The sequence below is a fragment of the Variovorax sp. Soil_C_33 genome (assembly GCF_057656935.1).
This window is the reverse complement of sequence record NZ_JBDGJK010000002.1, coordinates 265,324-289,249: the sequence shown is the minus strand read 5'-3', so window position 1 is coordinate 289,249 and position 23,926 is coordinate 265,324. Positions and strand designations below refer to the sequence as shown.

The window sequence follows — 23,926 nt, the reverse complement described above, 5'->3', positions numbered from 1 at the left end:
GGGCGCGCCCTGGCTACACTGCGGCGTGCCGAGGCACGCCGCTTTCGTCCAAGGCACTTTTTCCTCACTCTGCAGGGGCAAGAGATGAACGTTCTGGACAAGTCCGTGGCGACCAGCTCAGTGGACGAGATGGCAACGCTGCTGGATGCGCTGACCCGGTTCCGCAAGGGCGATGCCAAGGTCCGGCTGCCGGCGCACTGGGCCGGGCTTTCCGGCAAGGTCGCCGACGTCTTCAACGACCTGGTCGAGCAGAACGCCGCGCTGGCCGCCGAGCTGGTGCGCCTGCGCCAGGTGGTCGGCAAGGAAGGCAAGCTCAAGCAGCGCGCGGTGCTGGCCGAAAGGCGCGGCTTCTGGGGCGAGTCGGTCGAATGCGTGAATGCGCTGATCGACGATCTCGTGCATCCGACCACCGAAGTCGCGCGCGTGATCGGCGCCGTGGCCCAGGGCGACCTGTCGAAGAGCATGGCGCTGGAAGTCGACGGGCGCGAGCTGGAAGGCGAGTTTCTCCGCACGGCCAAGACCATCAACAAGATGGTGGAGCAGCTGGGCAACTTCTCGGCCGAGGTGACGCGCGTGGCGCGCGAGGTCGGAACCGAGGGCAAGCTCGGCGGCCAGGCCAAGGTGAAGGGCGTGGCCGGCACCTGGAAGGACCTGACCGATTCCGTCAACTCCATGGCGGGCAACCTGACCGACCAGGTGCGCAACATCGCCGACGTGACGACCGCGGTGGCCAAGGGCGACCTGTCGAAGAAGATCGATGTCGACGTCAAGGGCGAATTCCTGACCCTGAAGAACACGATCAACACCATGGTCGACCAGCTGCGCTCCTTCGCATCGGAAGTGACGCGGGTGGCGCGCGAGGTCGGAACGGAAGGCTCCCTGGGCGGGCAGGCGCGGGTCGAAGGCGTCTCGGGCACCTGGAAGGACCTGACCGACTCGGTGAACTCGATGGCCGGCAACCTGACCAGCCAGGTGCGCAACATCGCCGACGTGACCAAGGCGGTGGCGGCCGGCGACCTCTCCAAGAAGATCACGGTCGACGTGAAGGGCGAGATCCTCGAGCTCAAGAACACGGTCAACACCATGGTCGACCAGCTGCGCTCCTTCGCGGCCGAGGTCACGCGCGTGGCGCGCGAAGTGGGCACCGAGGGCAAGCTGGGCGGACAGGCCGACGTGCAGGGCGTGGCCGGCACCTGGAAGGACCTGACCGAGTCGGTCAACTTCATGGCCGGCAACCTGACCTCCCAGGTGCGCAACATCGCCGACGTGACCAAGGCGGTGGCGGCCGGCGACCTCTCCAAGAAGATCACGGTGGACGTGAAGGGCGAAATTTCCGAGCTGAAGAACACCGTCAACACGATGGTCGACCAGCTGCGCTCCTTCGCCGCCGAGGTCACGCGGGTGGCGCTGGAGGTCGGTACCGAGGGCATTCTCGGCGGCCAGGCCGACGTGCAGGGCGTGGCCGGCACCTGGAAGGACCTGACGGACTCGGTCAACCTGATGGCCTCGAACCTGACCAGCCAGGTGCGCAACATCGCCGACGTCACCAAGGCGGTGGCCACCGGCGACCTCTCCAAGAAGATCACCGTCGACGTGAAGGGCGAGATCCTGGAGCTGAAGGCCACCATCAACACGATGGTGGACCAGCTCTCCTCCTTCGCCGCCGAAGTGACGCGGGTGGCGCGCGAGGTCGGCACCGAAGGCCGTCTCGGCGGCCAGGCCCAGGTGCGCGACGTCTCGGGGACCTGGAAGGACCTCACGGACAACGTCAACTCCATGGCCGGCAACCTGACCGGCCAGGTGCGCGGCATCGCGAAGGTGGTGACGGCGGTGGCCAACGGCGATCTGCAGCAGAAGCTGACTGTCGAGGCCAAGGGCGAGATCGCGGCGCTGGCCGAAACCATCAACAGCATGACCGACACGCTCGCCACCTTTGCCGACCAGGTGACGACCGTCGCGCGCGAGGTCGGCGTCGAAGGCAAGCTGGGCGGCCAGGCGAAAGTGCCCGGGGCCGCCGGCACCTGGAAGGGCCTGACCGAGAACGTGAACCAGCTGGCAGCCAACCTGACGACCCAGGTGCGCGCCATCGCGGAGGTGGCCACGGCGGTGACGCAGGGCGACCTGACCCGCTCCATCACCGTGAAGGCCCAGGGCGAGGTCGCGGCGCTGAAGGACACGATCAACGAGATGATCCGCAACCTGAAGGACACGACGCAGAAGAACACCGAGCAGGACTGGCTCAAGACCAACCTCGCCAAGTTCAGCCGCATGCTCCAGGGCCAGAAGGACCTGCTCACGGTGGGGCAGCTGATCCTGTCCGAGTTGGCGCCGGTGGTGGGTGCGCAGCAGGCGGAGTTCTATGTGCTGAGCACCGCCACGGCCACGCCGAAGCTGAAGCTCTTTGCCAGCTATGCCTCCGGCGGCCAGACCTCGCACGGCAAGGAGCTCGAACTGGGCCAGGGCCTGGTCGGCCAGTGCGCGGTCGAGAAGTCGAAGATTCTCCTGACCAACGTGCCGAGCACGGCGTTTCGCATCGTCACGGGCCTGTCCGAAGGCGCGGCCATGGACGTGATCGTGCTGCCGGTGATCTTCGAGGGCGAGGTGCGGGGCGTGCTGGAGCTGGCGTCTCTGGAGCGCTTCAACCCGGCGCACCAGGCCTTCCTGGACCAGTTGACCGAGTCCATCGGCATCGTGATCAACACCATCGCCGCCAACATGCGCACCGAGGACCTGCTGACCCAGTCGCAGTCGCTGGCCGAGGAGCTGCAGAGCCGCCAGCTCGAGCTTCAACAGACCAACGAGGCGCTGCAGGAAAAGGCGCGGCTTCTGGTGCACCAGAACCAGGAGGTGGAACGCAAGAACCAGGAGGTGGAGCAGGCACGCCAGGCGCTGGAGGAAAAGGCGGAGCAGCTCGCGCTCACCTCCAAGTACAAGTCCGAGTTCCTGGCCAACATGTCGCACGAGCTGCGCACGCCGCTCAACAGCCTGCTGATCCTGTCGGACCAGTTGTGCAAGAACAGCGAGGGCAACCTGACGGCCAGGCAGGTGGAGTTCGCGAAGACCATCCACCTCTCGGGCAACGACCTGCTGATGCTGATCAACGACATCCTGGACCTGTCGAAGATCGAATCCGGAACGGTCGCGGTGGAGGTCAGCGAGCTGCGGCTGGACGACCTGCAGCGCTCGGTCGAGCGCAGCTTCCGCCACGTCGCCGAGGCCAAGCACGTCGGCTTCCACATCCAGGCGTCGGGGCCGCTGCCGGACACGATCGTGACCGATGCCAAGCGCCTGCAACAGATCATCAAGAACCTGCTGTCGAATGCGTTCAAGTTCACCCACCAGGGTTCGGTCGCGCTGACGGTCGAGGTCGCGGACAGCGGCTGGTCGCGCGACAACGAGGAGCTCAACCGCGCCGGCCAGGTCATGGCCTTCGCCGTGTCCGATACCGGCATCGGGATTTCGGCCGACAAGCAGCAGATCGTGTTCGAGGCCTTCCAGCAGGCGGACGGTTCGACCTCCAGAAAATACGGCGGCACCGGCCTCGGCCTCGCGATCAGCCGCGAGCTGGCGCGACTTCTGGGCGGCGAGATCCGCCTGGTGAGCACGCCCGCGCAAGGCAGCACCTTCACGCTGTACCTGCCGCAGAACTACGGCTCGTCGCGCGGCGCCCGGCTCGGCCGCACGGCCGCGGCCGGGGCGGATCTTTCCCGCCGTGCCGCACGCAGCCGGGCAGCGGAACTGCGGCCCGATTTGGAGAAGCCGGCGCGGCGCATCGTTGCCGCAGGGGCCAAGCCCGACCCAGCCGCCGAACGCGGCGATGCAGCCGACGTGCTCCCGTCGCTCAACATCGCAGAGGACGACCGCGACAGCATTCTTTCCGGGGACAAGGTGCTGCTGATCGTCGAGAACGACCTCGCCTTCTCCAAGATGCTGCTGCAGGCCGGGCGCAAGAGCGGCTTCAAGGGACTGGTCAGTCCCAGCGGCGCCGGCGCATTGGCGCTCGCGCGCGACTACCGCCCGGGGCTCATCACACTCGACATCTTCCTGCCCGACATGGAGGGCTGGCGCATCCTCGAGCGCCTGAAGGCCGACCTCGCGACGCGGCACATCCCGGTCTGCGTGGTCTCGACGGACGACTCGCGGGAGCGAGCCCTGAACTCCGGCGCCGTCGGCTTTCTCGCCAAGCCGCTGCAATCGATCGACGAAATCGACGCCGCGCTCGGCCATCTCTACGGCTTCGTTCAGGCGGACGCCAGGAAGCTGGTCGTCGCCATGCGCGCCTCGTCCCTGCGCGAGCGCTATCTCGCGGCGCTGGCCGGCAGCGAGATCGACATCGTGGTCGCGGAGACGGCCGAGGCCGCCAGGGGCGCACTGGCGCGCAACGACGTGGACTGCCTCGTGACCGACGGCACGCTGGCCGGCTTCGGCCGCGCGGATACGGCCGAGTTCGCCGAAGCCCGCCCGGCGACGCGGCAATTGCCGATCGTCCTGTACAGCGCGGCCCCGGGCGGCCGCGTGCCGGGATGGGAGCCGGGCCACGGCGGCTCGGCGATGCGCGTCGCGGATTCGCCGGAGCGGCTGATCGACGCGACGGCCTTCTTCCTGCATCGGAGCCTGGCTTCGATGTCCCAGCAGGAGCGAAGAGCAGTCGAAGCGGTCAACGCCGGCGCCGGCACGCTGGCCGGCAAGAAGGTGCTGATCGTCGACGACGACATGCGCAACATCTTTGCGCTGGCGACCATCCTCGACGCGCAGGGGATGTCCATAGTGTCCGCAGAGAACGGCCGCGACGCGATCCGGCTGGTGCAGGAGGACGCCGGCATCGACATCGTCCTCATGGACATCATGATGCCGGAGATGGATGGCATGCAGACGATGCGCGAACTGCGCCGCCTGCCGCGCGGCAAGCAGCTGCCGCTGGTCGCCGTGACGGCGAAGGCCATGAAGGGCGACCGCGAGAAATGCATCGAAGCGGGGGCCTGGGACTACCTGTCGAAGCCGGTGGACACGGCCTATCTGCTGGCCGTTCTGCGGGGATGGCTGTGCAAGTAGACGAGTCGCCTGCACTGCCCGAGGAACGAGGCCCCGACGGGCTGCCGTTCGACGAGAAGGCCGACATACTGGTCGTCGACGATCTGCCCGAGAAGCTGCTGGTTTTCCGCACCGTGCTCGAGGACCTGGGCCAGAACCTGGTGCTGGTGCGCTCCGGCACCGATGCGCTGCGGGAGGTCCTGCAGCGCGAGTTCGCCGTCATCCTGCTCGATGTCAACATGCCCGGCATGGACGGCTTCGAGACGGCGACGCTGATCCGGCTGCATCGGCGCAGCGCCCACACGCCGATCATCTTCATCACCTCCTATGCCGACGAGATGCAGACCGCGCGCGGCTACTCGCTCGGTGCGGTGGACTACATCCTCTCCCCGGTGGTGCCGGAGATCCTGCGCAGCAAGGTGAGCGTCTTCGTCTCGCTGTACCTGATGCGGCGCCAGGTCCGGCGCCAGGCCGATGCGCGGGCCGCGGTGATGGCGGCACAGGCGGCTCGCCGCGTCGCGGAGGAGAACGACAGGCGCTCCGCATTTCTCGCCCATGCCAGCCGTGCGCTCAGCGGATCGCTGGAGATCACGGTCGCGATGAACCAGCTGGTCGAACTGCTGGTGCCAGGCCTGGCGCCGCTCGCCGTGCTGCTGCTGGTCGACCCCGAGCTCGGCGCGGGCGAGGTGCTTGCCGCGGCCGAGCGGCCGGGCCACGCGAGACTTCAATGCTCGGCCGTTGTCGAATCCGCACTCGACCCGGGCATCCGGGCCGCGCTGCGGGCTGCGGCAGACGGCAGGCGGCGAACCGCCGTGACGGAGCAAGCGCTGCAGCCGCTCACTCCCGCATCGTTCGGCCTCGCTCCGGCCGCGGCCGAGCTCCCATTGCTGCGCTCGGCCGCGGCCGTGCCGATGGTCTTCGGGGAACGTGTGCTGGGGGTGGTTCTGGTCGCGTCCGCGAATCCGGACGACCGGAACGCCGGCGCCGAAGCCGGGATGGTCGACGAGCTGGCGGCCCGGGCCGCGACGGCCTTCGAGAATGCGCGCCTCTACCGCATCCTGCAGCGCGAAATCCTCGAGCGGCAGGCGGCGCAGGAAGAGCTGCAGCAGGCCAACCAGCGCAAGGACGAGTTCCTCGCCATGATGTCGCACGAGCTGCGCAATCCGCTGGCGCCCATCCATACCGCCATGGAGGTGATCCGCCGCGTCGCCGCGCCGCAACCCAGGGTCACGTGGGCGCTCGACATCGCCGACCGGCAGCTGCGGCAGATGACGCGCCTGATCGAGGAGCTCCTCGATGTCGCGCGCATCAGCCAGGGCAAGATCGTGCTGAAGCGCGAGACGATGGATCTCAATACCGTGATCGGCCAGGGCGTGGAAACGGTGCAGCCCTTCATCGACAGCCGCCGCCAGGTGCTGAGCGTCGCGATACCCGAAGAGCCGGCATGGCTTCTGGGCGACGTGGCCAGGCTCACGCAGGTGATCGCCAACCTGCTGCACAACGCCTCCAAGTACAGCCCGGAGGGAACCGCCATTGCGCTCGCCTCCTGGTTCGAGGAAGACGACATCGTCGTCTCGGTGCGCGACCAGGGCATCGGCATCGACGAGGAACTGCTGACGCGCATCTTCGACCTCTTCGCGCAAGGCAAGCGCGGCCTCGACCGCGCCCAGGGCGGGCTGGGCGTCGGCCTGACGCTGGCACGGCGCCTGACGGAGATGCACGGCGGCCAGATCGAGGTATTCAGCGAAGGGCGGGACCGGGGCTCCGAGTTCAAGATCCGCTTGCCGCGCGTCGCGGCCGTGCCCGAAGCCGGGCAGAACGCTCCCGTGGTCCCGTCAGCGCCTCGCCTCGAGCCCCAGCGCGTCCTGATCGTCGACGACAACCGCGACGCGGCCGCAGGCATCGCGGCGGTTTTCGAGCTCGAAGGACACAACGTCCACACGGCGGGCGATGGCGAGGAAGCGCTCGCGATCGCAGCGGCACACCGGCCCAGCGTCGTCGTGCTGGACATCGGGCTGCCGCTGCTCGACGGCTACGAGGTCGCGCGCCGGATGCGAAGAATGCCCGAGACCGAAGACGCGCTGCTGATCGCGCTGACCGGCTACGGCCAGAACGAGGACCGCCAGGCCGCGCTCGGTGCCGGCTTCGACCATCACTTCGTCAAGCCCGCGGAGCCGAATGCGCTCCTGGCCTGCATCCATCAGTGGTTGTTCGAGCGGCGCGCCAGCGAAAGGCGCACGGTATCGCCCTCCAGCGCCACGAGATAGCCCAGGTCTTCGGCCAGCAGCTGCAGCGCGACAGCATCGATCGCCAGCTTGCGCGGCGCTCGGTGCGGATCCGCAGGCTCCGTGAGGTCCGACGCTCCGCGCGTCGCCTGGAAGCGCACGGCGTCGCCGCCTTCGGGCTCGATGCGCACCACGCTGAGTTTCGGTGCGCCGTCGTGCAGATAGCTCAGGGCGCCGAGGCACATGTAGCGCAGCGCGGCGCCGGCCGGGAAGCGCGGCTCGCCCTCGTCGGGCGCCAGTCCCTCGCCGATGTGGAGCCGGATGCCGTTCAGTTCAAAGGCAGCGCGCATCAGTCCTGCGCACTGGGCCACCAGCGCACTGCGGGTGACGCCCTCGTCGGTCACGGCCAGCTCCCAGTCGCGTAGGGAACGCACCCCGGTCGCCAGCGCGCCGACCTGGCTTTCCACCAGCGCCACCCTCTCCTCCCAGGCGGCCGTGTCGGCAGGCTTCACCGTCGCCAGGCGCTTGAACATCAGCATGGCCATTCGGATCACCGACACCGGCGAAGCCAGGTCGTGGCGCAGCGCCGGGAAGACGCGGGTGAGCAGTTCGTGGCGCACGCCGGCAGCCATCCAACTACGGGCTCCGGGGGTTGCCTTCATCGTGCAGCAGGCGGCGCCAGGATGCGATCCAGATCTTCGAAGTCGATCGGCTTCTGCAGATGATGGTCGAACAGGCCGGGAGCGGTCGTGCCGCCGGGCTCGTCGGCGCTGAAGCCCGAGATCGCGACCAGCAGCAGCGGCTTGTCGCCCGCCTGGTCACGCATGCGCCGCGCCAGCTCGGCGCCGGGGAGATCCGGCAGCACCAGATCGACCAGCGCCGCATCGAAGGCTGTCTTGGCCGCGGCGTCGAGCGCCTGTTGCGCGGTGTAGCTGCAATGCGCCGCATGGTCCTGCAGCGCCAGCAGTTCCCGCAGCAGATCGGCCGCGGCCTGGTTGTCGTCGACGATCAGCACGTTCACAGCAATACCCCCGGAAAGCGCTTGCAGTATCGAGGGCGGCCGCTGAGCGCGGCGTAGGAGCGTGCCTCGTCCCGTGCGAGGCCGCGAACGCTCAGGCGCCGGCCGCTTCGACCGTCGCGCTGGCTTCGCCCAGCCCGATGCGCACCGCGCCTTCGCGCTCGCAGAAGCCGCGCAAGGAGAGCGTGTCGCCGTCTTCGAGGAAGCTGCGACGCTCGCCGTTGGGAAGCAGGATCGGCTCCTTGCCGCCCAGCGTGAGCTCGAGCAGCGAGCCGGCCTCGTCGGGCTTCGGGCCCGAGAGCGTGCCCGAACCGAGCAGGTCGCCCGGCTGCAGGTTGCAGCCGTTCACCGTGTGGTGCGTGATGAGCTGCGCGGCGGTCCAGTAGGCGGCCTCTTTCGCGTTGCCGCGCGTGAGACGCACGGCGCCCTCGCCGGCCGCGCGCATCTTCGCGGTTTGCAGCCAGACCTCGAGCGTGATGTCGAGTGCACCGCCTTCGCGGTTGGCGGGCGCATCGAGGTAGGGCAGCGGCTGCGGATCGCCGGCCGGGCGCTCGAAGGCAGCGCGGAAGGGCGCGAGCGCCTCCATCGTCACGATCCATGGCGAGAGCGTGCTGGCGAAGTTTTTCGACAGGAAGGGTCCGAGCGGCTGGTACTCCCAGGCCTGGATGTCGCGCGCCGACCAGTCGTTGAGCAGGGTGACGCCGAACAGGTGCGCTTCCGCCTCGCCGATGGAAATCGGCTCGCCGAGCGCATTGCCCCGGCCGACCAGGAACCCGAGTTCGAGCTCGTAGTCGAGCCGCTTCGAAGGGCCGAAGGAAGGCGTTTCGGCATCGGGTGCCTTGGTCTGGCCCTTCGGACGCTTGAAGCGCTGGCCGCTCACGCCGATCGACGAGGCGCGGCCGTGGTAGCCGATGGGCACCCACTTATAGTTGGGCAGGAGCGGCTGGTCGGGACGGAACAGGCTGCCGACCGTGCGGGCGTGATGGATGCCGGTGTAGAAGTCGGTGTAGTCGCCGATGCGGCAGGGCACCGTCATCTCGATCGCCGACTGGGCCAGCAGGGCCTTCGACCACTCGGGGGCCTGGTCGCTGCCTTCGGCCAGGCCGGCGGAGATCGCGGTACGCAGGGCCTGGCGCTCCGTCGGGTTCTTCGCCATCAGCACGTTCATGTCGTCGGTATGGACCAGGCCGGTCGCCTTCAGGTCCAGCACCTGGTCGCCGATCGCCACGCCGATGCGGAAGGGCTCGCCGGTGCCGGCCGGTCGGAAGCGCCCGAACGGAAGGTTCTGGATCGGGAAATCGCAAGCGGCCTGGTTGGCCGAGCCGACCCAACTGCGCAGTGCCGGGTCGTGGGTGGGGTTCAATGCGTTGTTCATGGCTTGAATTGGTCCTTGAGGCTGGCCCAGCAGTCGGCGTAATCGGCGTCCAGCGCCGGGCTCTGCAGCGCCCAGGCGGTGGGGATGAAACGGAAGCGGCTCTCGAACATGAAGGCCAGCGTGTTGTCCAGCTTCTGCGGCTTGAGATCGGCGTGGCTGGCCTTCTCGAAGGCTTCCTCGTCGGGACCGTGCGGCACCATCGCGTTGTGCAGGCTGGCGCCGCCGGGCTTGAAGCCGCCTGGCTTGGCGTCGTACTCGCCGTAGACCAGGCCCATGAACTCGCTCATCAGGTTGCGGTGGTACCAGGGCGGACGGAAGGTATCTTCCATCACAAGCCAGCGCGGCGGGAAGATCACGAAGTCGCAGTTGGCGGTGCCGGGCGTGTCCGAAGGCGAAGTGAGCACGGTGAAGATCGACGGGTCCGGATGGTCGAAGCTGATCGAGCCGATGGTCATGAAGTTGGCGGTGTCGTACTTCACCGGCGCCAGGTTGCCGTGCCAGGCGACGACGTTGAAGGGCGACTGCTTCATCGGTGCGCGCCAGAAGCGGCCGGCGAATTTCTTGACGATCTCGTAGCTCCCGGCCTCGCTCTCGAAGGCTGCCACCGGCGCCTGGAAGTCGCGTGCGTTGGCCAGGCCGTTGGAGCCGATCGGGCCCAGCTCGGGCAGGCGGAACTGGGCTCCGTAGTTCTCGCAGACGTAGCCGCGCGAGGGGCCCGCGCCAGCCTCCGAATCCGGCAAGGCGATCTTGAACACCACGCCGCGCGGCAGCAGCGCGATCTCGCCGGGCTTCACATCCAGCACGCCCATCTCGGTGGTGATCAGGAGGCGGCCCTGCTGCGGCACCAGCAGCATCTCGCCATCGGCATTGACGAAGGCGCGGCGCTCCATCGAACGGCTCGCGAGGTAGACATGCGCGGCGACGCCACTGTGCGCCTCGGCGTCGCCATTGGCCGCCAAGGTATGGATGCCGTCGACGAAGTCGGCCTCGGCGTTGTCGAGCGGAATCGGGTGCCAGCGCAGCGGCTCGGGTGCGAGCGCGATGCCGCGGTCTGCACCGGTCTGCCAGTGCGGCTGCGCGTAGGCCTGGTAGCGGCCGGAGACCACCGAGGGCTGACGCCGGTACATCCAGCTGCGCCGGTTCTCGTGGCGCGGCGCGGTGAAGGCGGTGCCCGAGATCAGCTCGGGATAGAGGTCGAAGGGCGCGCGCTGCGGGCTGTTGCGGCCCTGCGGCAGGGCGCCGGCCACGGCCTCGCTCGCGTATTCGTTGCCGAAGCCGCTCTGGTAGCGCAATGCGTCGCTGCTCATGAGGATCCTTTCAATATCAATCCACGCGGATGTTGTTGGTCTTGATCACCTGCCCCCAGCGCTCGCGTTCGGCCTTCACGTAGCTTGCCATGTCGCCCGGCGTGCCGGGAAGGCCTTCCACGCCAAGCGCGTCGAAGCGCGCCTTGACGGCCGGCGAGGCCAGCGCCTCCTGCAGGGCCTTGGCATAGCGCGCCACCGTGGCCTCGGGCGTACCGGAGGGCACGGTGAGTCCCTGCCAGGCATAGGCCTCGTAGCCTGCCAGTCCCTGCTCCATCAGCGTCGGCACGTTGGGCAGCGAGGCGATGCGCCTGGCACTCGCCACGCCGATGACCTTGACCTTGCCCGCCTGCACGAACTGGTTGCCGCTGGCCGTGTCGACCAGCATGAAAGGCACCTGCCCGCCCAGCACGTCCTGCATGGCCGGTGCCGCGCCGCGGTAGGCCACGTGGGTGAGCTTGAGCCCCGCCTTCTCGCGCAGCAGCTCGGTGGCCAGGTGATGCGGGCTGCCGACGCCGGCCGAGCCGTAGTTGACGCCGCCCGGCTGGACCTTGGCCCAGGCGGCGAACTCCTTCCAGTTGTTCGCCGGCACCTGCGGGCCGACCACCAGCACGAGCGGGAAGCGCGCCAGCAGGCCGACCGGCTTGAAGTTCTTCTCGGCGTCGTAGCTCAGCTTGGAAAAGAGGAAGGGATTGGCCGCCAGCGTCGCGAAGTCGGCGGTCAGCAGGGTGTGCTCCACGTCCTTGGCACGCGCGACGTACTCGGCCGCGATGTTGGTGGCCGCGCCCGGCTTGTTGTTGATGACGATGGGCGCGCCCAGGCTCTTGCTCATGGTCTCGGCGGTGGCGCGCGCCACCGAGTCGGAGCCGCCGCCGGCGGCATAGCCGACCACCCATTCGATGGGCTTGCCGTCCTGGGCGGCGGCGGCAAAGGAGAGAGCGGCCAGCCCGAGGGCGGCCAGGGTGTTGCGGATCATGGGACTTGTCTCCAGCGGAAAAAGAAAATCTCTTCAGGCGCGCGCCGCCTCGAGGGCCTCGCGCAGCACCGGCAGCGCCCCGATGTGGTTGGCCAGCACCAGCACCAGGCGGGCATTGAAGGCGTGGCTTTCCTCGGTCGACAGGCCTTGGTGCGCGTCGAGGAGGGCCTCGTAGAAGTCGTCGGGCGCATCCAGGTGCGGCGTCAGGATCAGGTGGTCGTTCGACATGTCGTGCTCTCCTGGAGTCGGGTATCAGGCCTTGCCGAGCGCACGCGCATGCGCGGCGCGAATCGCGGCGGCCGTGGGACTGCGCCAACGCGCGCATACATGCTGGTCGGGACGCAGCAGGTAGGTGGTGCCGGGCCGGGCGTCGTAGCGCTGCGCGGCCAGGGCATGGGCCTGGTCGAGCGGAACGCGCAGCACCGGGGCCGGCAGGTCGGCCTCGGCCAGCGCGCGCAGGCTGGCTTCGGCAGCCTCGCCGTCGCCGAACACCAGCGCGGTGAAGCGGCCATCGGTGCCGATCGCGCGCAACAGCCAACCGTCTGCGCCAGCGGCGAAGGGCGCATCGGCCGCCACCGCGCCGGGCACCATGCGCCCTTCGAAGTCATCACTGTCCAGCGTGTTGAGCGTCGAGCCATGCAGCGTGGCCGGCACCGACAGCCGTCCGCTGTTGACCAGCGTGCGGGCGAAAGGGTGGCGCTTCGCCAACTGCAGCACCGCGTCGCGGAACACCCGGCTCATTTCGCTCTTGGGCGTGATGAAGTCGGTGGCGCGGGTCGAGTTGCGGATGTTCTCGTCGGCCGCGTACTCGCGCTCGCGGGCGTAGCTGTCCAGAAGCGCCGGCGGTGCCTCGCCGCGCAGCACCGCGGCCAGCTTCCAGGCCAGGTTGTCGGCGTCCTGCACGCCCGAGTTGGCGCCGCGCGCACCGAAGGGCGAGACGCCGTGCGCCGAATCGCCTGCAAACAGCACGCGGCCGTGGCGGAAGGCCTCCATGCGCAGGCAGGCGAAGGTGTAGACGCTGGCCCATTCGAGCTCGAACTCCGCGTCCTTGAAGGGCGAGGCCGCCAGCAACGCCTTGACGCGCGGGATGATGTTCTCGGGCTTCTTCTCTGCCTCGGGATCGGCCTCCCAGCCGAGCTGGAAGTCGATGCGCCACACATTGTCGGGTTGCATGTGCAGCAGCACGCTCTGGTGGCGGTGGAAATGCGGATCGAACCAGAACCAGCGCTCGGCGGGGAAGTCGACCTTCATCTTCACGTCGACGATCAGGAAGCGGTCCTTGAAGATGCGGCCCTTGCTCTCCTGGCCGATCAGCTGGCGCACCGCCGAGCGCGAACCGTCGCACGCGGCCAGCCAGTCGGCCTGCAGCCGGTAGTTCCCGTCGGGCGTCTCGACGGTCAGGAGCGCGTGGTCCTCGTGCTGCTCGACGCCGGCCACCTTGTGGCTCCAGCGGATGTCCAAGAGCGGCAGCTCGGCCGCGCGCTCGGCCAGGTAGCCCTCGACGTAGTACTGCTGCAGGTTGACGAAGGCCGGGCGCTGATGGCCCTCTTCGGGCAGCAGGTCGAACTCGTAGATCTGCGCGTCCTGCAGGAACACGCGGCCCAGCTTCCACGACACGCCTTTCGCCGCCATGCGCTCGCCGCAACCGAGGCGGTCGAAGATCTCCAGCGAGCGCTTGGCAAAGCAGATGGCGCGCGAGCCGGTAGACAGCTTGTTGTCGTTGTCCAGCAGCACCACGGGCACCTGGCGTTGCGCCAGGTCGATGGCCAGCGCCAGGCCGACCGGGCCGGCGCCGACCACGACGACGGGATGGCGGGCCGGCGTGGCGGCGTCCTGGTCGGGGTGATGCCGGTAGCCGTAGCGCAGGTTCTGGTAGTCGATGGGCGCGGCGGCTGAAGCAGCAGTGGCGTTCACGTTCCTGCCTCAGCCTTCGAGGGTCTTCCACATCTCGACGTCGCGCTCGGCAGTCCACACGCGCGGGTCGGCGTACTGTGTGGCCTCGTCGTAGCAGCGCGTGATGTCGAAGGGCATGCAGTGGTCGAAGATGACCCAGTGCCCATACTTGGGCTTGAGCTTCGCGTAGGTCTCCTTGTAGACCGCGTTCAGGTCCTTGCCGGCCTTGGCGCCTTCGGAGACGCTGGCGTACACGTCGGCAATGAAGTCGCGCGTGCCGGCGAGACCCTTGGTCACTTCTTCCGGCGTGGTGAGCGCGGCGCCGCGGCCGGGCACCAGGGCCTTGGGGCCCAGCGCGGCGACGTTGTCCAAGGTCTTGGGCCAGTCCTTGAAATAGGCGTCGCCGGCATAGGGCGTGGCGTCGAACTCGACCAGGTCGCCCGACAACAGGGTCTTCTCGCCCGGCAGCCAGACCACGGTGTCGCCCTTGGTGTGGCCGCGGCCGAGCTGCAGCAGCTGGACTTCGAGCTTGCCCAGCCACAGGGTCATCTTGCCGGTGAAGGTCATGGTCGGCCAGGTCAGACCGGGCGGCACGGTCTCGACGTTCTGGAACAGGCGCGGGAAGCGGCCGATCTCGCTCGCCTTGTCCTGCTCGCCACGCTCGACGATCAGGTCGTAGGTGTCCTGGCTGGCCAGGATCTCCTGGGGCTTGTAGGCGCTGGCGCCCAGCACACGCACTGCGTGGTAGTGCGTGAGCACCACGTACTTGATGGGCTTGTCGGTCACTTCGCGGATGCGGCGCACCACGTCGGCCGCCATCGCGGGCGTGGCCTGGGTGTCGGCCACCAGCACGCAGTCGTCGGCGATCACGATGCCGGTGTTGGGGTCGCCCTCGGCCGTGTAGGCCCAGGCATGCTCGGAAATCTGGCTGAAGGTGATCTTCTTTTCTTCGAGGTCGGCCTGGCTGGCGAAAACCTTGGTCTGGCTCATCGGGGTCTCCTTGAAATTTGTCTAACGCAAACGAGTTTGCAGGGAACGAACGGAAAGGAGTGTAATCCGGAGATCAGTTAATGTCTAATGCCTTCTGCATGAACGAACAAAGAGACGGTATGGCCGCTGACCGCAACGATCGCGCGCAGCGCGGCATCCAGAGCATCGAAGTGGGCGGCCAGCTGCTGCGCGCCCTGGTACACCACGGCCGGCCGATGGCGCTGAAGGACCTTGCACGCGAGGCCGACATGTCGGCCGCCAAGGCGCATCCCTACATGGTCAGCTTCGGCCGCCTCGGGCTGATCGAACAGGACCGCAGCAGCGGTCACTATCTGCTCGGGCCGCTGGCTTTGCAACTCGGGTTGATCAGCCTGCAGCAGGCCGATCCGGTCCACGTCGCCACGCCGCTCGTTGCCGAGCTCGCGCAGCAGATCGGGCACACGACGGCGATCGCGGTATGGGGCGACCGCGGCGCCACGATCGTGCGCGTGGCCGAGTCGCCGGCGGCCTTGCACGTGAGCATGCGTCACGGCACGGTGTTCTCGCTGACCAGCACCGCCTCGGGCCGCCTGTTCGCCGCCTATCTCGACGCCGCGGTGGTCAAGCGCCTGCTCGACAAGGAGCGCCAGCGCGAAAAAAGCAGCACGGCGCCGGCGCCGCACGTGGGCATGCCGCCGCCGCCGCCGCTGCCCGACTGGAAGGCCTTCGAGGCGCAGCTGCACGAGGTGCGTGAGCGCGGCATCAGCCGCTCCGAAGGCGAGATCGTGCAGGGCGTGAGCGCGATGTCCGCGCCGGTGTTCGACCACACCGGCGCGATCGCGCTGGCGATCACCGCGATCGGGCCCGCCGGCGTCTTCGATGCGAAATGGGACGGGCCCGTCGCCCGCGCATTGAGGCAATGCGCCGGCGCGGTGTCGCAACGGCTCGGAGCCGCACGCAGCTGATCGGCTCCTAGGCCCGCTTGAGGAGGCGGACAATCAGCAGAAGCACGACCGCCCCGATGGTGGCAACGACGATGCTGCCCACCAGGCCGCCGCCCAGCGAAACGCCGGCCGAGCTGAAAAGAAGGCCACCGAGAAAGGCGCCGACCACGCCGACGATCAGGTCGCCGACGAGGCCGAAGCCACCCCCTTTGACCAGCACGCCGGCCAACCAACCCGCCACGAGGCCGACGACAAGAAACAGCAAAAGGCTCATTTCTTTACTCCCTGATTGAACATGAAAGAGCGGCGGCGCCGCCCGCGCGCAGGGTATCAGCGGCCGTCGGGCAATCAGCCCGCCGTCGGCCCCGCGGGCGGGCGCGAGGCCTTCAGCGCCCTGGCGCGTGCCAGGCTCTCGGCCGGCCAGTGCTCGGCGCGGCTGTAGTACTCGGCCACGGCCGGCGTGCCCGGCGGCAACAGCACCCAGGGCTGCTTCGACATCGTGAAGATGTGGATGTCGGGCGGCAGGTGGTCCGGAGCATCGAGCGTGCCCACGCGCACAAAGCACACGGCATCGCCGGCGCCTGCGTAGTGGCTCCACAGCGCGACGCGGCAGCGCGGACAGCGCGCGACCTTCTGCCCCTTGCCGCTGGCCGACGGCGTCACGACGAGTTCGATCTCGCCCTGGAGCAGTTGCACGCGCTCGGCCTCGATCATCGCGTTGAGCGCGAAGGCGGAGCCCGTCTCGCGCTGGCACCAGCGGCAATGGCAGCAGTGCACGAAGAGCGGCCGCGTCGCCATGCGGTAGCGCAGCGCGCGGCAGGTGCAGCCGCCTTCGAGCGGGAAGGGGTCGGGGTCGATCGGGATGGCGCTCATGGTGCGCCGTACTTTGGCCTGGCCGCGTCCGAAACGCAACGCGGGCGTTCTCAGGCCGTGGCCGCCCCCAGCGCCACGAACTCGCCCTCGAGGCGGCCCACCGTTCGGCCCCCTTGTTCGAGAACGGCGGCGACCGCGATGCGGGCCCGCCCCTTGCGGTCGAGCATGCGAAGAAAGGCCGGCCATGCCTGCGGCTGGGCGATGTGCGAGCTTGCTGTGAACTCGCCTGTGATCGGCAGTTCGTAGTCCATGCTGTTGCGCTGAATGACCAGCCTGCTCGAGACACCGGCGCGCTGAAGCCGCGTGTGCAGCAGCGACCAGGCCGCCAGGATGGCGACGGCCGAGGCGCTGCCGCCGAACACGGTCTCGCGATGATTGATGTTGGGCGCGAGCGGCGCGCTCAACACGACCTCGTCTTCACGCAGCCCGAGCACCACGACCTGCATCGCCTTCGACAGCGGGATGTGCGCGTGCAAATAGTCCTGCAGCTCGCCGGGGCTCACCGCGAACGCCCGTCGAAATGCGTCACTGGCACCGATTCGAGCTCGATGCCTTCGAGGCAGCGGATGTTGACCGCCGACATCTTGTTGCCCTTGGGATCGCTGCCCTCGGCAAAGGGATGGATGCCGCAGGTGGGACAGAAGTGGTGCTCGAGCACATGCTTGTTGAACAGGTAGGTCCCCATGTCCTCGCGCGGGGTGCGCAGCGTGAAGCTGTCGCGCGGCACGAACCACAGCAGCGAGCCCTTGCGCTGGCACATCGAACAATTGCACGCCATCGCACTCTTGAGTTCGCCTTCGACCTCGAAAGCGATCCGCCCGCAGTGGCAGCTGCCTTGGTATTTCATCGGAGTCTCCTGAAAAGAAAAGCGCGGACTGCAGAGTATGCAGACCGCGCCCGCTGCCCATGTAGGCAGGCGCCCTCAGGCCATGAAGCCCACGTTCTTCGGGTAGTCGATGCCGTTGAAATTGCCGCCGAAGTTCTTGAGGTTCGGCAGGATGCTCTCCAGGTTGCCCGCCGGCACGCCGAACCAGCTCGCCAGCGTGGCGCCGTACTGGTCGACCGAGGTGGTGGGGATCAGCCGGCCCTGCCCCACATGGCCTTCGTAGCCGGCCAGCTTCGAGTCGTTGTTGATGCTGACCACCTGCGGCGTGCCGTAGATCTGCTTGCCCTTCACCGCGCCCCCGAGGATGAAATGGTGGCCGCCCCAGCCATGGTCGGAACCATCGCCGTTGGAGGCCAGCGTGCGGCCGAAGTCGGAGGCGGTGAAGGCCGTGACCTTGTCGGCCATGCCTTGCGCGACCATTTGCCGGTAGAACGCGGCCATCGCATCGCTCAACTGCTTCATCAGGCCGGGCTGGTTGGCGATCAGGTTGTCATGCAGGTCGAAGCCGCCCATCGAGACGAAGAACACCTGCCGCTTGGTGCCCAGCGTGCTGCGGCCGCGGATGAGCCGCGCGACCATCTTGAGCTGGTTGCCCAGGCCGGTGGCCGGGAAGGTGCCGGCAGCGAAATCCGTACCGATGGCCGAGGTGACCGAACCCTCGGCCTCGACCGCGCGCTTGGTGACCTTGTTGTATTCGTTCTCCAGCACATGGCCGCGCGCCTGCTGCACGAGCTGCGCCATCGCGGCCTTGACCGAGCTCGAGCCGTAGACGTTGGCGTTCTTCACGCTGTTGATGCCGACCGCACCGCCCGTGCTCACCTGGTACTGCAGTGCGGTGTCGCCGGAGAGGAACACCGCGTTGCCCGACACCGACATGCAGGTGAAGAGCGAGTTGCTGTTCTGCGTGAGCATCAGGTCGCCGATGTTGCCTCCCCAGCCGACGGTCGAGCCTTCGGGCGAGGATGACTGCCAGGTCGACTGCTGGTCGTTGTGCGAGAACAGTTTCGGCGGCTGCGGATAGAGCTTCTTGTTGCTGTTGTTGTACTGGGAGCGCGTGAGCGGGACCACCAGCGGTCCCACGTTGAGCTGCACCGCCATCTTGGCGTCTGTATTGAACAGCGCGGCCAGCTCGGTCATTGCCGGGTGCAACGCGTACTGGCGTCCGTCGGGCAGGGCCGAGGTCGGCGCGAGCAGAGTCGGCGTCAGTTCGGCCTTGCCGATCGCCACGCCTCCCGCAGCTTGGCCCGCGGCGCCGCCACGAATCGTGCTGTACGCGTTGTAGCTCGGATCGTCGTAGGTGACGACGGTGTTCGCATAGTCGTTGCCTCCGAACAGGAAGACGCAAACCAGCGCCTTGTAGTCGTCGCCGGCCGCCTGCGCGGCGGCCTCGCCCATCGCGGCCAGATTGAGCGCGAAAGGCAGCGCGGTGCCCGCCATGGCGAGCTGGCCCGAGCGGCGCAGAAATGCGCGGCGGGTGTGGGCTGCGGGATCGATCAGGTACATCGCGCGCTTCCTTATTTCTGGACCAGGTATTCCGGCGAGGCCATCACCAGCAGCACCGCGGCATAGACGCGGTTGTTCTTGACGCTGTCGCTGCTGGTCGAAGTGACCGCCGGCGTGGCGAGCGCATTCACGATCAGTGCCTGCGTGGCGGCGCTGAGCTGGTTGCCGGTCAGAAGCAGGTTCAACCGCCGCACCAGCGCGGCCGGATCGAGCACCAGCGCCTTCTCGGCCGCGTAGCTCGGGATCACGTCCTTGCTGTTGAAGCCGTTGGGCACCACGTTCTGCATGAAGTTCAGGTAGCCGCCCACGCTGGTCTCGTTGACCATCTGAAACTCGGGCGCCACCAGCCTGGCGCTGGCGATCGCGGTCGATGGCGGCACGTAACCGGGACGGAAGAAATTGAAGACCGAGGGCGAACGCAGCGGACTCTGGCCCAACTGGTCGTTGGGACGGGAGAGGTTGCCGATCTTCCAGGTGTCCTGCGTGGAGTTGATGCCACAGGTGCGGCCCCACTGCACGAGACGCAGCATGGGCTCGCGCAGGCGGCCGAAGTTCGGGTCGGTCAAGCCGGCCGGGCTGCGCGCCTCGTTGTCGAGCAGCACGGCGGCGAACACGCTCTTCATGTCGCCGCGCACGCCGGCGCCGTTGTTGGCGAACACGTCCGCGACGCGCTTCACGTAGGCCGGGCTCGGGTTGCTGGTCACGAGGCGCTGGATCAGCTGCTTGCTGATGAAGGGGCCGACGTTCGGATGGTTGAACAGCGTATCGAGCGCGATCTTGAGCGCGGCCTTGCCCTCGGTGTTGGCCGGCACGGTGGCGCCGAGGAACCTGGCTTCGAGCATCGAGTGCCTGGAAGCCGTGAGCGCCATCGGCCGCCTGGTCCAGGCGTTGCTCTCGATGGTGTAGCTGGCGCCGGGCGGCGTGAAGGTGTTGCGCTCGGCGGCGGGGATGTCGAGGTCGTAGCCGGTGAACACGCGCGCCAGGTTGGTCACGTCGTCCTGCGTGTAGCTGTCCAGCGGCGTGCCGTCGGCGGCGGTCTTGACCGTGCCGTCGGCATTGAGCTGGTAGAGCCCGATGGTCATGAGCTGCATGACCTCGCGCGCATAGTTCTCGTCCGGCTGGCGGCCCTGCGCGTTCTCTTTCTGGTTGCCGCGCGTGTTGAGGTAGTGGCCCATCGCCGGGTTGAGCGTCACGTCTTCCAGGAGCTTGCGGAAGTTGCCGGTGACGCCTGCGACCAGCATGTCCCAGTACTGGGCCATCATGTGGTCGCTCCAGTTGGAGCCGATGTCGTTGGCAGAGACCACGAAGATCTCGGTGAATGCCAGCGCCATGCGCTTGCGCATCCCGTCCGGCGCGGTCATGAGCTGGTTCCAGATCATGTCGTCGGTGTAGACGGTGTTGTAGGGCTTGCTCGCGATCCAGTCCCAGCCGGTCTGCGTGGGCGGCCGGTCCACCTGCTCGCCGAGCCAGGGCAGGTAGCCCTTGGCGCGCACTTCTGCGATCTCGGCCTCGGAAGCCGCGAACTGCGACTGCAGCAGGAAGCGGGCGGCCTCGTCGTCGGTCTTGGCCTGCGTGTAGATGTAGGTCTGGCCGGTCGGCGTGCCGGCCAGAGGCGTCAGCGAGCCGGCCTGGACCTCGCCGCCGCCCATGCCGGCGAAGCTGCTGCCGCCCCCTCCGCCGCCGCCGCCACCGCATGCGGCGAGCGCCGCTGCGGCAGCCAGTGCGGCCGCCAGGGGCAGCGGATTGTTGTGCGCCGCCGGTGCCTCGGGGACTGCGTGCGTTTCGGACGCGCGCAGCAATTCGTCGGTCGCCTCGGAGCGACCGGTCGCAATATCTTCCACCATGAGTTCCTCGCTCCTCGGCGCCCTTGCGCCGTTCTTCTCAAGGCAAGTGTCATGCCGGACTTGCGCCGGGCCGCGAGCACCCTAAAGGCGGTTCAAAGGCGCTGACTACGACAACAATTGTTCTGAAATGTGACTTTTTCCGTCACCCAGATACAACCGCGCCCTTGCCGGCGACGCGAAAAGTCGGCTCAGGGCTTGGCTTTTTCGAGGCTGTCGCGGGTGCGGATCGCCTCGCGCCGGGCGGCTTCGGCGAAATCGGCGCCGGCCGAGGCGTAGCAGATGGCGCGCGACGAACTGACCACGATCGGCGCATCGGCGCGCCAGCCCGCACGCACGGTGGCGACCGCATCCCCGCCCTGGGCGCCGATGCCGGGAATCAGCAGCGGCACGGTGGGCGCCAGCGCGCGCACGCGCTCGATTTCGGCCGGGTAGGTGGCACCGACCACGAGGCCGAGCTGGCCGTTCAGGTTCCAAGGCCCCTGGACGAGTCTTGCAACGTGTTCATACAAAAAAGGTTCTCCTTCCAGCCCGGCAAGCCGTTGGCCCTGCAGGTCTGCGCCGCCCGGGTTGCTGGTACGGCACAGCAGGAAGGCGCCCTTGCCGTGGTGGCGCAGGTAGGGCTCGACCGAATCGAAGCCCATGAAGGGCGACAGCGTGACGGCATCTGCACCGTAGCGCTCGAAGGCTTCGCGCGCGTACTGCTCGGCCGTGGAGCCGATGTCGCCGCGCTTGGCATCGAGGATCACCGGCACCTGCGGCGCATTGCGGCGCATGTGCTCCATGAGCTGTTCGAGCTGGGCCTCGGCACGGTGGGCCGAGAAGTAGGCGATCTGCGGCTTGAAGGCGATTGCCAGGTCGGCGGTGGCATCGACGATGCGCGCGCAGAACTCGTAGATCTTGCCGGCGTCGCCCCTCAAATGGTCGGGGAATCTCGCGGGTTCGGGGTCGAGGCCCACGCACAGCAGCGAGCCGTTTTGGCGCTCGGCGGCGCGCAGCTTGTCCAGGAAGATCATGGGGCGGAATTTTAGGCCGCCGCCGCTGCGCTCAGCCCGGGCGCACCAGCTGCTCGGCCGCCAGGCACAGGTCGGCCCAGGCGCGCGCCTTGTCGGCCGGATTGCGCAGCAGGTAGGCCGGGTGGTAGGTCGCGACGACCGCGATGCCTTCCAGTTCGGGGATCGCCAGCCGCACCGCCCGGCCGCGCAGCTTGCCGAGCGGCTCGCCGCTTTGCAGCAGGCTTTGCGCCGCCAGCGGCCCCATCGCGAGCACGACGCGCGGCGCCAGGGCGGCGGCGGGCGCCGCAAAGGCCTCGGCAATCGGGCCCGGGCTGCCCGGCTGGCCCGAGGCCACGCCGCGGTGCGTGCGCATCAGGTGCACGGGCGTCGCTGCGCCATGCAGCTGCAGCGCGCGCAGCATGTTGTCGAACAGCCGGCCGGCATCGCCCGCAAAGGGTTCGCCGTGGCGCCCGTCGAGCTCGGGCGGCATGTCGGCGACGATCAGCCAGCCGCCTTGCACGGCCTGCCCGTCATTGCCGTAGAGGCGACGCGGCGCTTCGATCAGCACGGCCGCGCCATGGGGCGACACGACAGGCGAACGGGCCGCCGCGGGCACCGGCGCAACGGCGCGGATCGGCGGCGGTGCAGGCAGCGTGCGCGGCACCGCCGGCATGGCGTCGGCCTCGACGCGGACAGCCACGGCCGCCACCTCGACCGCCTGCGCCTCGGGCGCCTCCACCGGCCACCAGACCTTGACGCCCATCTCGTCGAGCATCGCGCGCTGCCGCGCGTCGAGATTCAACGTGCCGGCGCTCATTTCAATGCACCCCATGCGCTGGTCGATTCGTTGAGCCGCAGGCTCATCACCACCGCATCTTCGCGCGCGTTGCCTTCTGCCGGGTAGTAGCCCTTGCGCATGCCCACGCGGCGAAATCCCTGGCGTTCGTAGATGGCGAGCGCGCGCAGGTTGCTTGCGCGCACTTCGAGCCACAGCCACTGCGCGTTCTGGCCGCGCGACCAGCCGGCCAGCGCCTCGAGCATCAGCGGCGCCCAGCCCTGGCCCTGGAAGGCCGGCGCGACCGTGAGGTTGAGCAGATGGACTTCGTCGACGCCTTTCATGGCCACGAAGTAGCCGATGATGGTTTCGTCGCCGGTCCGCGCCGCTGGCCGTCCCCAGAGCGCGCGCGGCCCGCCCGCGGGCGGCGGCAGCACCGGCGGCGCCACCAGGCACTGGCAGTGGTAGCCGGCGGCCAGCGAGTCGCTGAAGTTGGCCGGCGTCCAGGGATGGGTGAAGGCGGTTTTCTCGATCGCGCAGACCGCCGGAATCCGCTCGAGCGTGATCGGTTCGAGACGGGCTTCGCGCGGCGGTTGCTGCAGGACTGCGCTCATGATGACGAATCGGTGGTTGCCGCCTTGAGGGCTGCACGCTCTTGGGTGGTCTGCGCCACTTTATCGCGAACATAGAGCGGCCAGGCGTCTGCGGGGGCGACGGTGCGGCCGGCTGCAAGCAATTCGGGCGCCAGGCGCAGCATCGCGGCCGCGGTGGGCAGCACCTCGTGGCGCGCCGCGGCGGCCGGCAGGCGCTCGCCATAGGCCGCGAAGGCATTGCCGGCCAGCGCCCAGCCGGGCGGCACCTCGACCTCCTCGGGCGCCAGCAGTTCGGCTTCGCCCGCAGGCGCCACTGCACGCCCCAATTCGTAGCGCGCGGCATACACCTGGTCCATGCGGGCATCGAGCACGGCGACCACGCGCATGGCCCCGAAACGGTGATGCGCCTCCTCGGCCACCGCCTGCAGCGTGTCGATCGGCAGCAACCGCAGGCCGGCGCCGAAGCCCAGGCCCTGCGCCACCGAGCAGGCGGTGCGCAGGCCGGTGAAGGAACCGGGCCCGCGCCCGAAAGCGATCGCATCGAGTTCGGCCAGCGCCAGGCCGGCTTCGGCCAGCAGTTGCTGGATCAGCGGGATCAGCGTGGTCGAGGACTGCGCGCCGCCGGCGCCGCTGTGCTCGAGCAGCCGGTCGCCTCGGCGCACGGCGACCGACAGCACCTCGGTGCTGGTGTCGAAGGCCAGGAGCCTGAGCTCGGTCGCCATGGC

Annotated in this window: 21 protein-coding genes; 3 read left to right on the top strand and 18 right to left on the bottom strand. The window is 68.4% G+C overall.

The window, feature by feature from the left end:
* Positions 1-84: 84 nt before the first annotated feature.
* Together AC3A6B_RS04295 and AC3A6B_RS04290 are read left to right on the top strand one after the other, a co-directional pair.
* The gene (locus tag AC3A6B_RS04295) at positions 85-5,052 is read left to right on the top strand and encodes a HAMP domain-containing protein (RefSeq protein WP_487835523.1); all 4,968 of its coding nucleotides are present in this window, start codon (positions 85-87) and stop codon (positions 5,050-5,052) included.
* A complete protein-coding gene (locus AC3A6B_RS04290; RefSeq protein WP_487835522.1) occupies positions 5,037-7,298 on the top strand; it encodes a response regulator in 2,262 nt (753 codons plus the stop codon). The genes AC3A6B_RS04295 and AC3A6B_RS04290 overlap by 16 nt, the downstream gene beginning before the upstream one ends.
* On the opposite strand, the gene AC3A6B_RS04285 is transcribed toward AC3A6B_RS04290, so the two are convergent.
* The 8 genes from AC3A6B_RS04285 to AC3A6B_RS04250 all read right to left on the bottom strand — a co-directional run bounded on the left by AC3A6B_RS04285 (position 7,232) and on the right by AC3A6B_RS04250 (position 14,812).
* Positions 7,232-7,888: a hypothetical protein gene (locus AC3A6B_RS04285; protein ID WP_487835521.1), complete on the bottom strand. Its 657-nt coding sequence runs from the start codon at positions 7,886-7,888 to the stop codon at positions 7,232-7,234. The genes AC3A6B_RS04290 and AC3A6B_RS04285 overlap by 67 nt on opposite strands.
* Before the next feature lie 26 nt (positions 7,889-7,914).
* Positions 7,915-8,277 carry a response regulator gene (locus tag AC3A6B_RS04280; RefSeq protein ID WP_487835520.1) on the bottom strand — a complete coding sequence of 121 codons (363 nt, stop codon included), beginning with the start codon at positions 8,275-8,277 and terminating at the stop codon, positions 7,915-7,917.
* Between the two features lie 91 nt (positions 8,278-8,368).
* Positions 8,369-9,649 (bottom strand): fumarylacetoacetase, encoded by a 1,281-nt coding sequence (gene fahA / locus AC3A6B_RS04275; protein WP_487835519.1) that lies wholly within the window; start codon positions 9,647-9,649, stop codon positions 8,369-8,371.
* Positions 9,646-10,956 carry a homogentisate 1,2-dioxygenase gene (gene hmgA / locus AC3A6B_RS04270; RefSeq protein WP_487835518.1) on the bottom strand — a complete coding sequence of 437 codons (1,311 nt, stop codon included), beginning with the start codon at positions 10,954-10,956 and terminating at the stop codon, positions 9,646-9,648. Before hmgA ends, fahA begins: the two co-directional genes overlap by 4 nt.
* 16 nt (positions 10,957-10,972) lie before the next feature.
* Positions 10,973-11,929: a Bug family tripartite tricarboxylate transporter substrate binding protein gene (locus tag AC3A6B_RS04265; protein ID WP_487835517.1), complete on the bottom strand. Its 957-nt coding sequence runs from the start codon at positions 11,927-11,929 to the stop codon at positions 10,973-10,975.
* 33 nt (positions 11,930-11,962) lie between these two features.
* Positions 11,963-12,157 carry a DUF2783 domain-containing protein gene (locus AC3A6B_RS04260; protein WP_487835516.1) on the bottom strand — a complete coding sequence of 65 codons (195 nt, stop codon included), beginning with the start codon at positions 12,155-12,157 and terminating at the stop codon, positions 11,963-11,965.
* A gap of 24 nt (positions 12,158-12,181) precedes the next feature.
* Complete coding sequence (locus tag AC3A6B_RS04255; RefSeq protein WP_487835515.1) at positions 12,182-13,843, bottom strand: FAD-dependent oxidoreductase; 1,662 nt, start codon at positions 13,841-13,843, stop codon at positions 12,182-12,184.
* Positions 13,844-13,852: 9 nt separating this feature from the next.
* Positions 13,853-14,812: an MBL fold metallo-hydrolase gene (locus AC3A6B_RS04250; RefSeq protein ID WP_487835514.1), complete on the bottom strand. Its 960-nt coding sequence runs from the start codon at positions 14,810-14,812 to the stop codon at positions 13,853-13,855.
* 119 nt (positions 14,813-14,931) lie between these two features.
* Between AC3A6B_RS04250 and AC3A6B_RS04245 the strand changes: the two genes are divergently transcribed.
* Positions 14,932-15,756 (top strand): IclR family transcriptional regulator, encoded by an 825-nt coding sequence (locus AC3A6B_RS04245; RefSeq protein WP_487835513.1) that lies wholly within the window; start codon positions 14,932-14,934, stop codon positions 15,754-15,756.
* A 7-nt stretch (positions 15,757-15,763) separates the two neighbouring features.
* Here the strand turns inward: AC3A6B_RS04245 and AC3A6B_RS04240 are convergent, their stop codons facing one another.
* The 10 genes from AC3A6B_RS04240 to tsaB form a co-directional block, all read right to left on the bottom strand.
* Positions 15,764-16,009 carry a GlsB/YeaQ/YmgE family stress response membrane protein gene (locus tag AC3A6B_RS04240; protein WP_487835512.1) on the bottom strand — a complete coding sequence of 82 codons (246 nt, stop codon included), beginning with the start codon at positions 16,007-16,009 and terminating at the stop codon, positions 15,764-15,766.
* A gap of 74 nt (positions 16,010-16,083) precedes the next feature.
* A complete protein-coding gene (locus tag AC3A6B_RS04235; RefSeq protein ID WP_487835511.1) occupies positions 16,084-16,608 on the bottom strand; it encodes a GFA family protein in 525 nt (174 codons plus the stop codon).
* A gap of 50 nt (positions 16,609-16,658) precedes the next feature.
* Positions 16,659-17,111: a YiiD C-terminal domain-containing protein gene (locus AC3A6B_RS04230; protein WP_487835510.1), complete on the bottom strand. Its 453-nt coding sequence runs from the start codon at positions 17,109-17,111 to the stop codon at positions 16,659-16,661.
* The gene (locus AC3A6B_RS04225) at positions 17,108-17,455 is read right to left on the bottom strand and encodes a GFA family protein (RefSeq protein WP_487835509.1); all 348 of its coding nucleotides are present in this window, start codon (positions 17,453-17,455) and stop codon (positions 17,108-17,110) included. The genes AC3A6B_RS04230 and AC3A6B_RS04225 overlap by 4 nt, the downstream gene beginning before the upstream one ends.
* Positions 17,456-17,530: 75 nt before the next feature.
* Positions 17,531-18,997, bottom strand: coding sequence for a DUF1501 domain-containing protein (locus AC3A6B_RS04220; protein WP_487835508.1), 1,467 nt, complete (start codon positions 18,995-18,997; stop codon positions 17,531-17,533).
* A gap of 11 nt (positions 18,998-19,008) precedes the next feature.
* Complete coding sequence (locus tag AC3A6B_RS04215) at positions 19,009-20,841, bottom strand: DUF1800 domain-containing protein (RefSeq protein ID WP_487835507.1); 1,833 nt, start codon at positions 20,839-20,841, stop codon at positions 19,009-19,011.
* 188 nt (positions 20,842-21,029) lie between these two features.
* Entirely contained in the window at positions 21,030-21,854 is an 825-nt protein-coding gene (pyrF, locus tag AC3A6B_RS04210) for an orotidine-5'-phosphate decarboxylase (protein ID WP_487835506.1), read from the bottom strand.
* Positions 21,855-21,885: 31 nt separating this feature from the next.
* On the bottom strand, positions 21,886-22,650 hold the full coding sequence (locus tag AC3A6B_RS04205) for a uracil-DNA glycosylase family protein (RefSeq protein ID WP_487835505.1): 765 nt from the start codon (positions 22,648-22,650) through the stop codon (positions 21,886-21,888).
* On the bottom strand, positions 22,647-23,222 hold the full coding sequence (locus AC3A6B_RS04200; RefSeq protein WP_487835504.1) for a GNAT family N-acetyltransferase: 576 nt from the start codon (positions 23,220-23,222) through the stop codon (positions 22,647-22,649). Before AC3A6B_RS04200 ends, AC3A6B_RS04205 begins: the two co-directional genes overlap by 4 nt.
* Positions 23,219-23,923: a tRNA (adenosine(37)-N6)-threonylcarbamoyltransferase complex dimerization subunit type 1 TsaB gene (gene tsaB, locus AC3A6B_RS04195; protein ID WP_487835503.1), complete on the bottom strand. Its 705-nt coding sequence runs from the start codon at positions 23,921-23,923 to the stop codon at positions 23,219-23,221. Before tsaB ends, AC3A6B_RS04200 begins: the two co-directional genes overlap by 4 nt.
* Positions 23,924-23,926 lie beyond the last annotated feature (3 nt).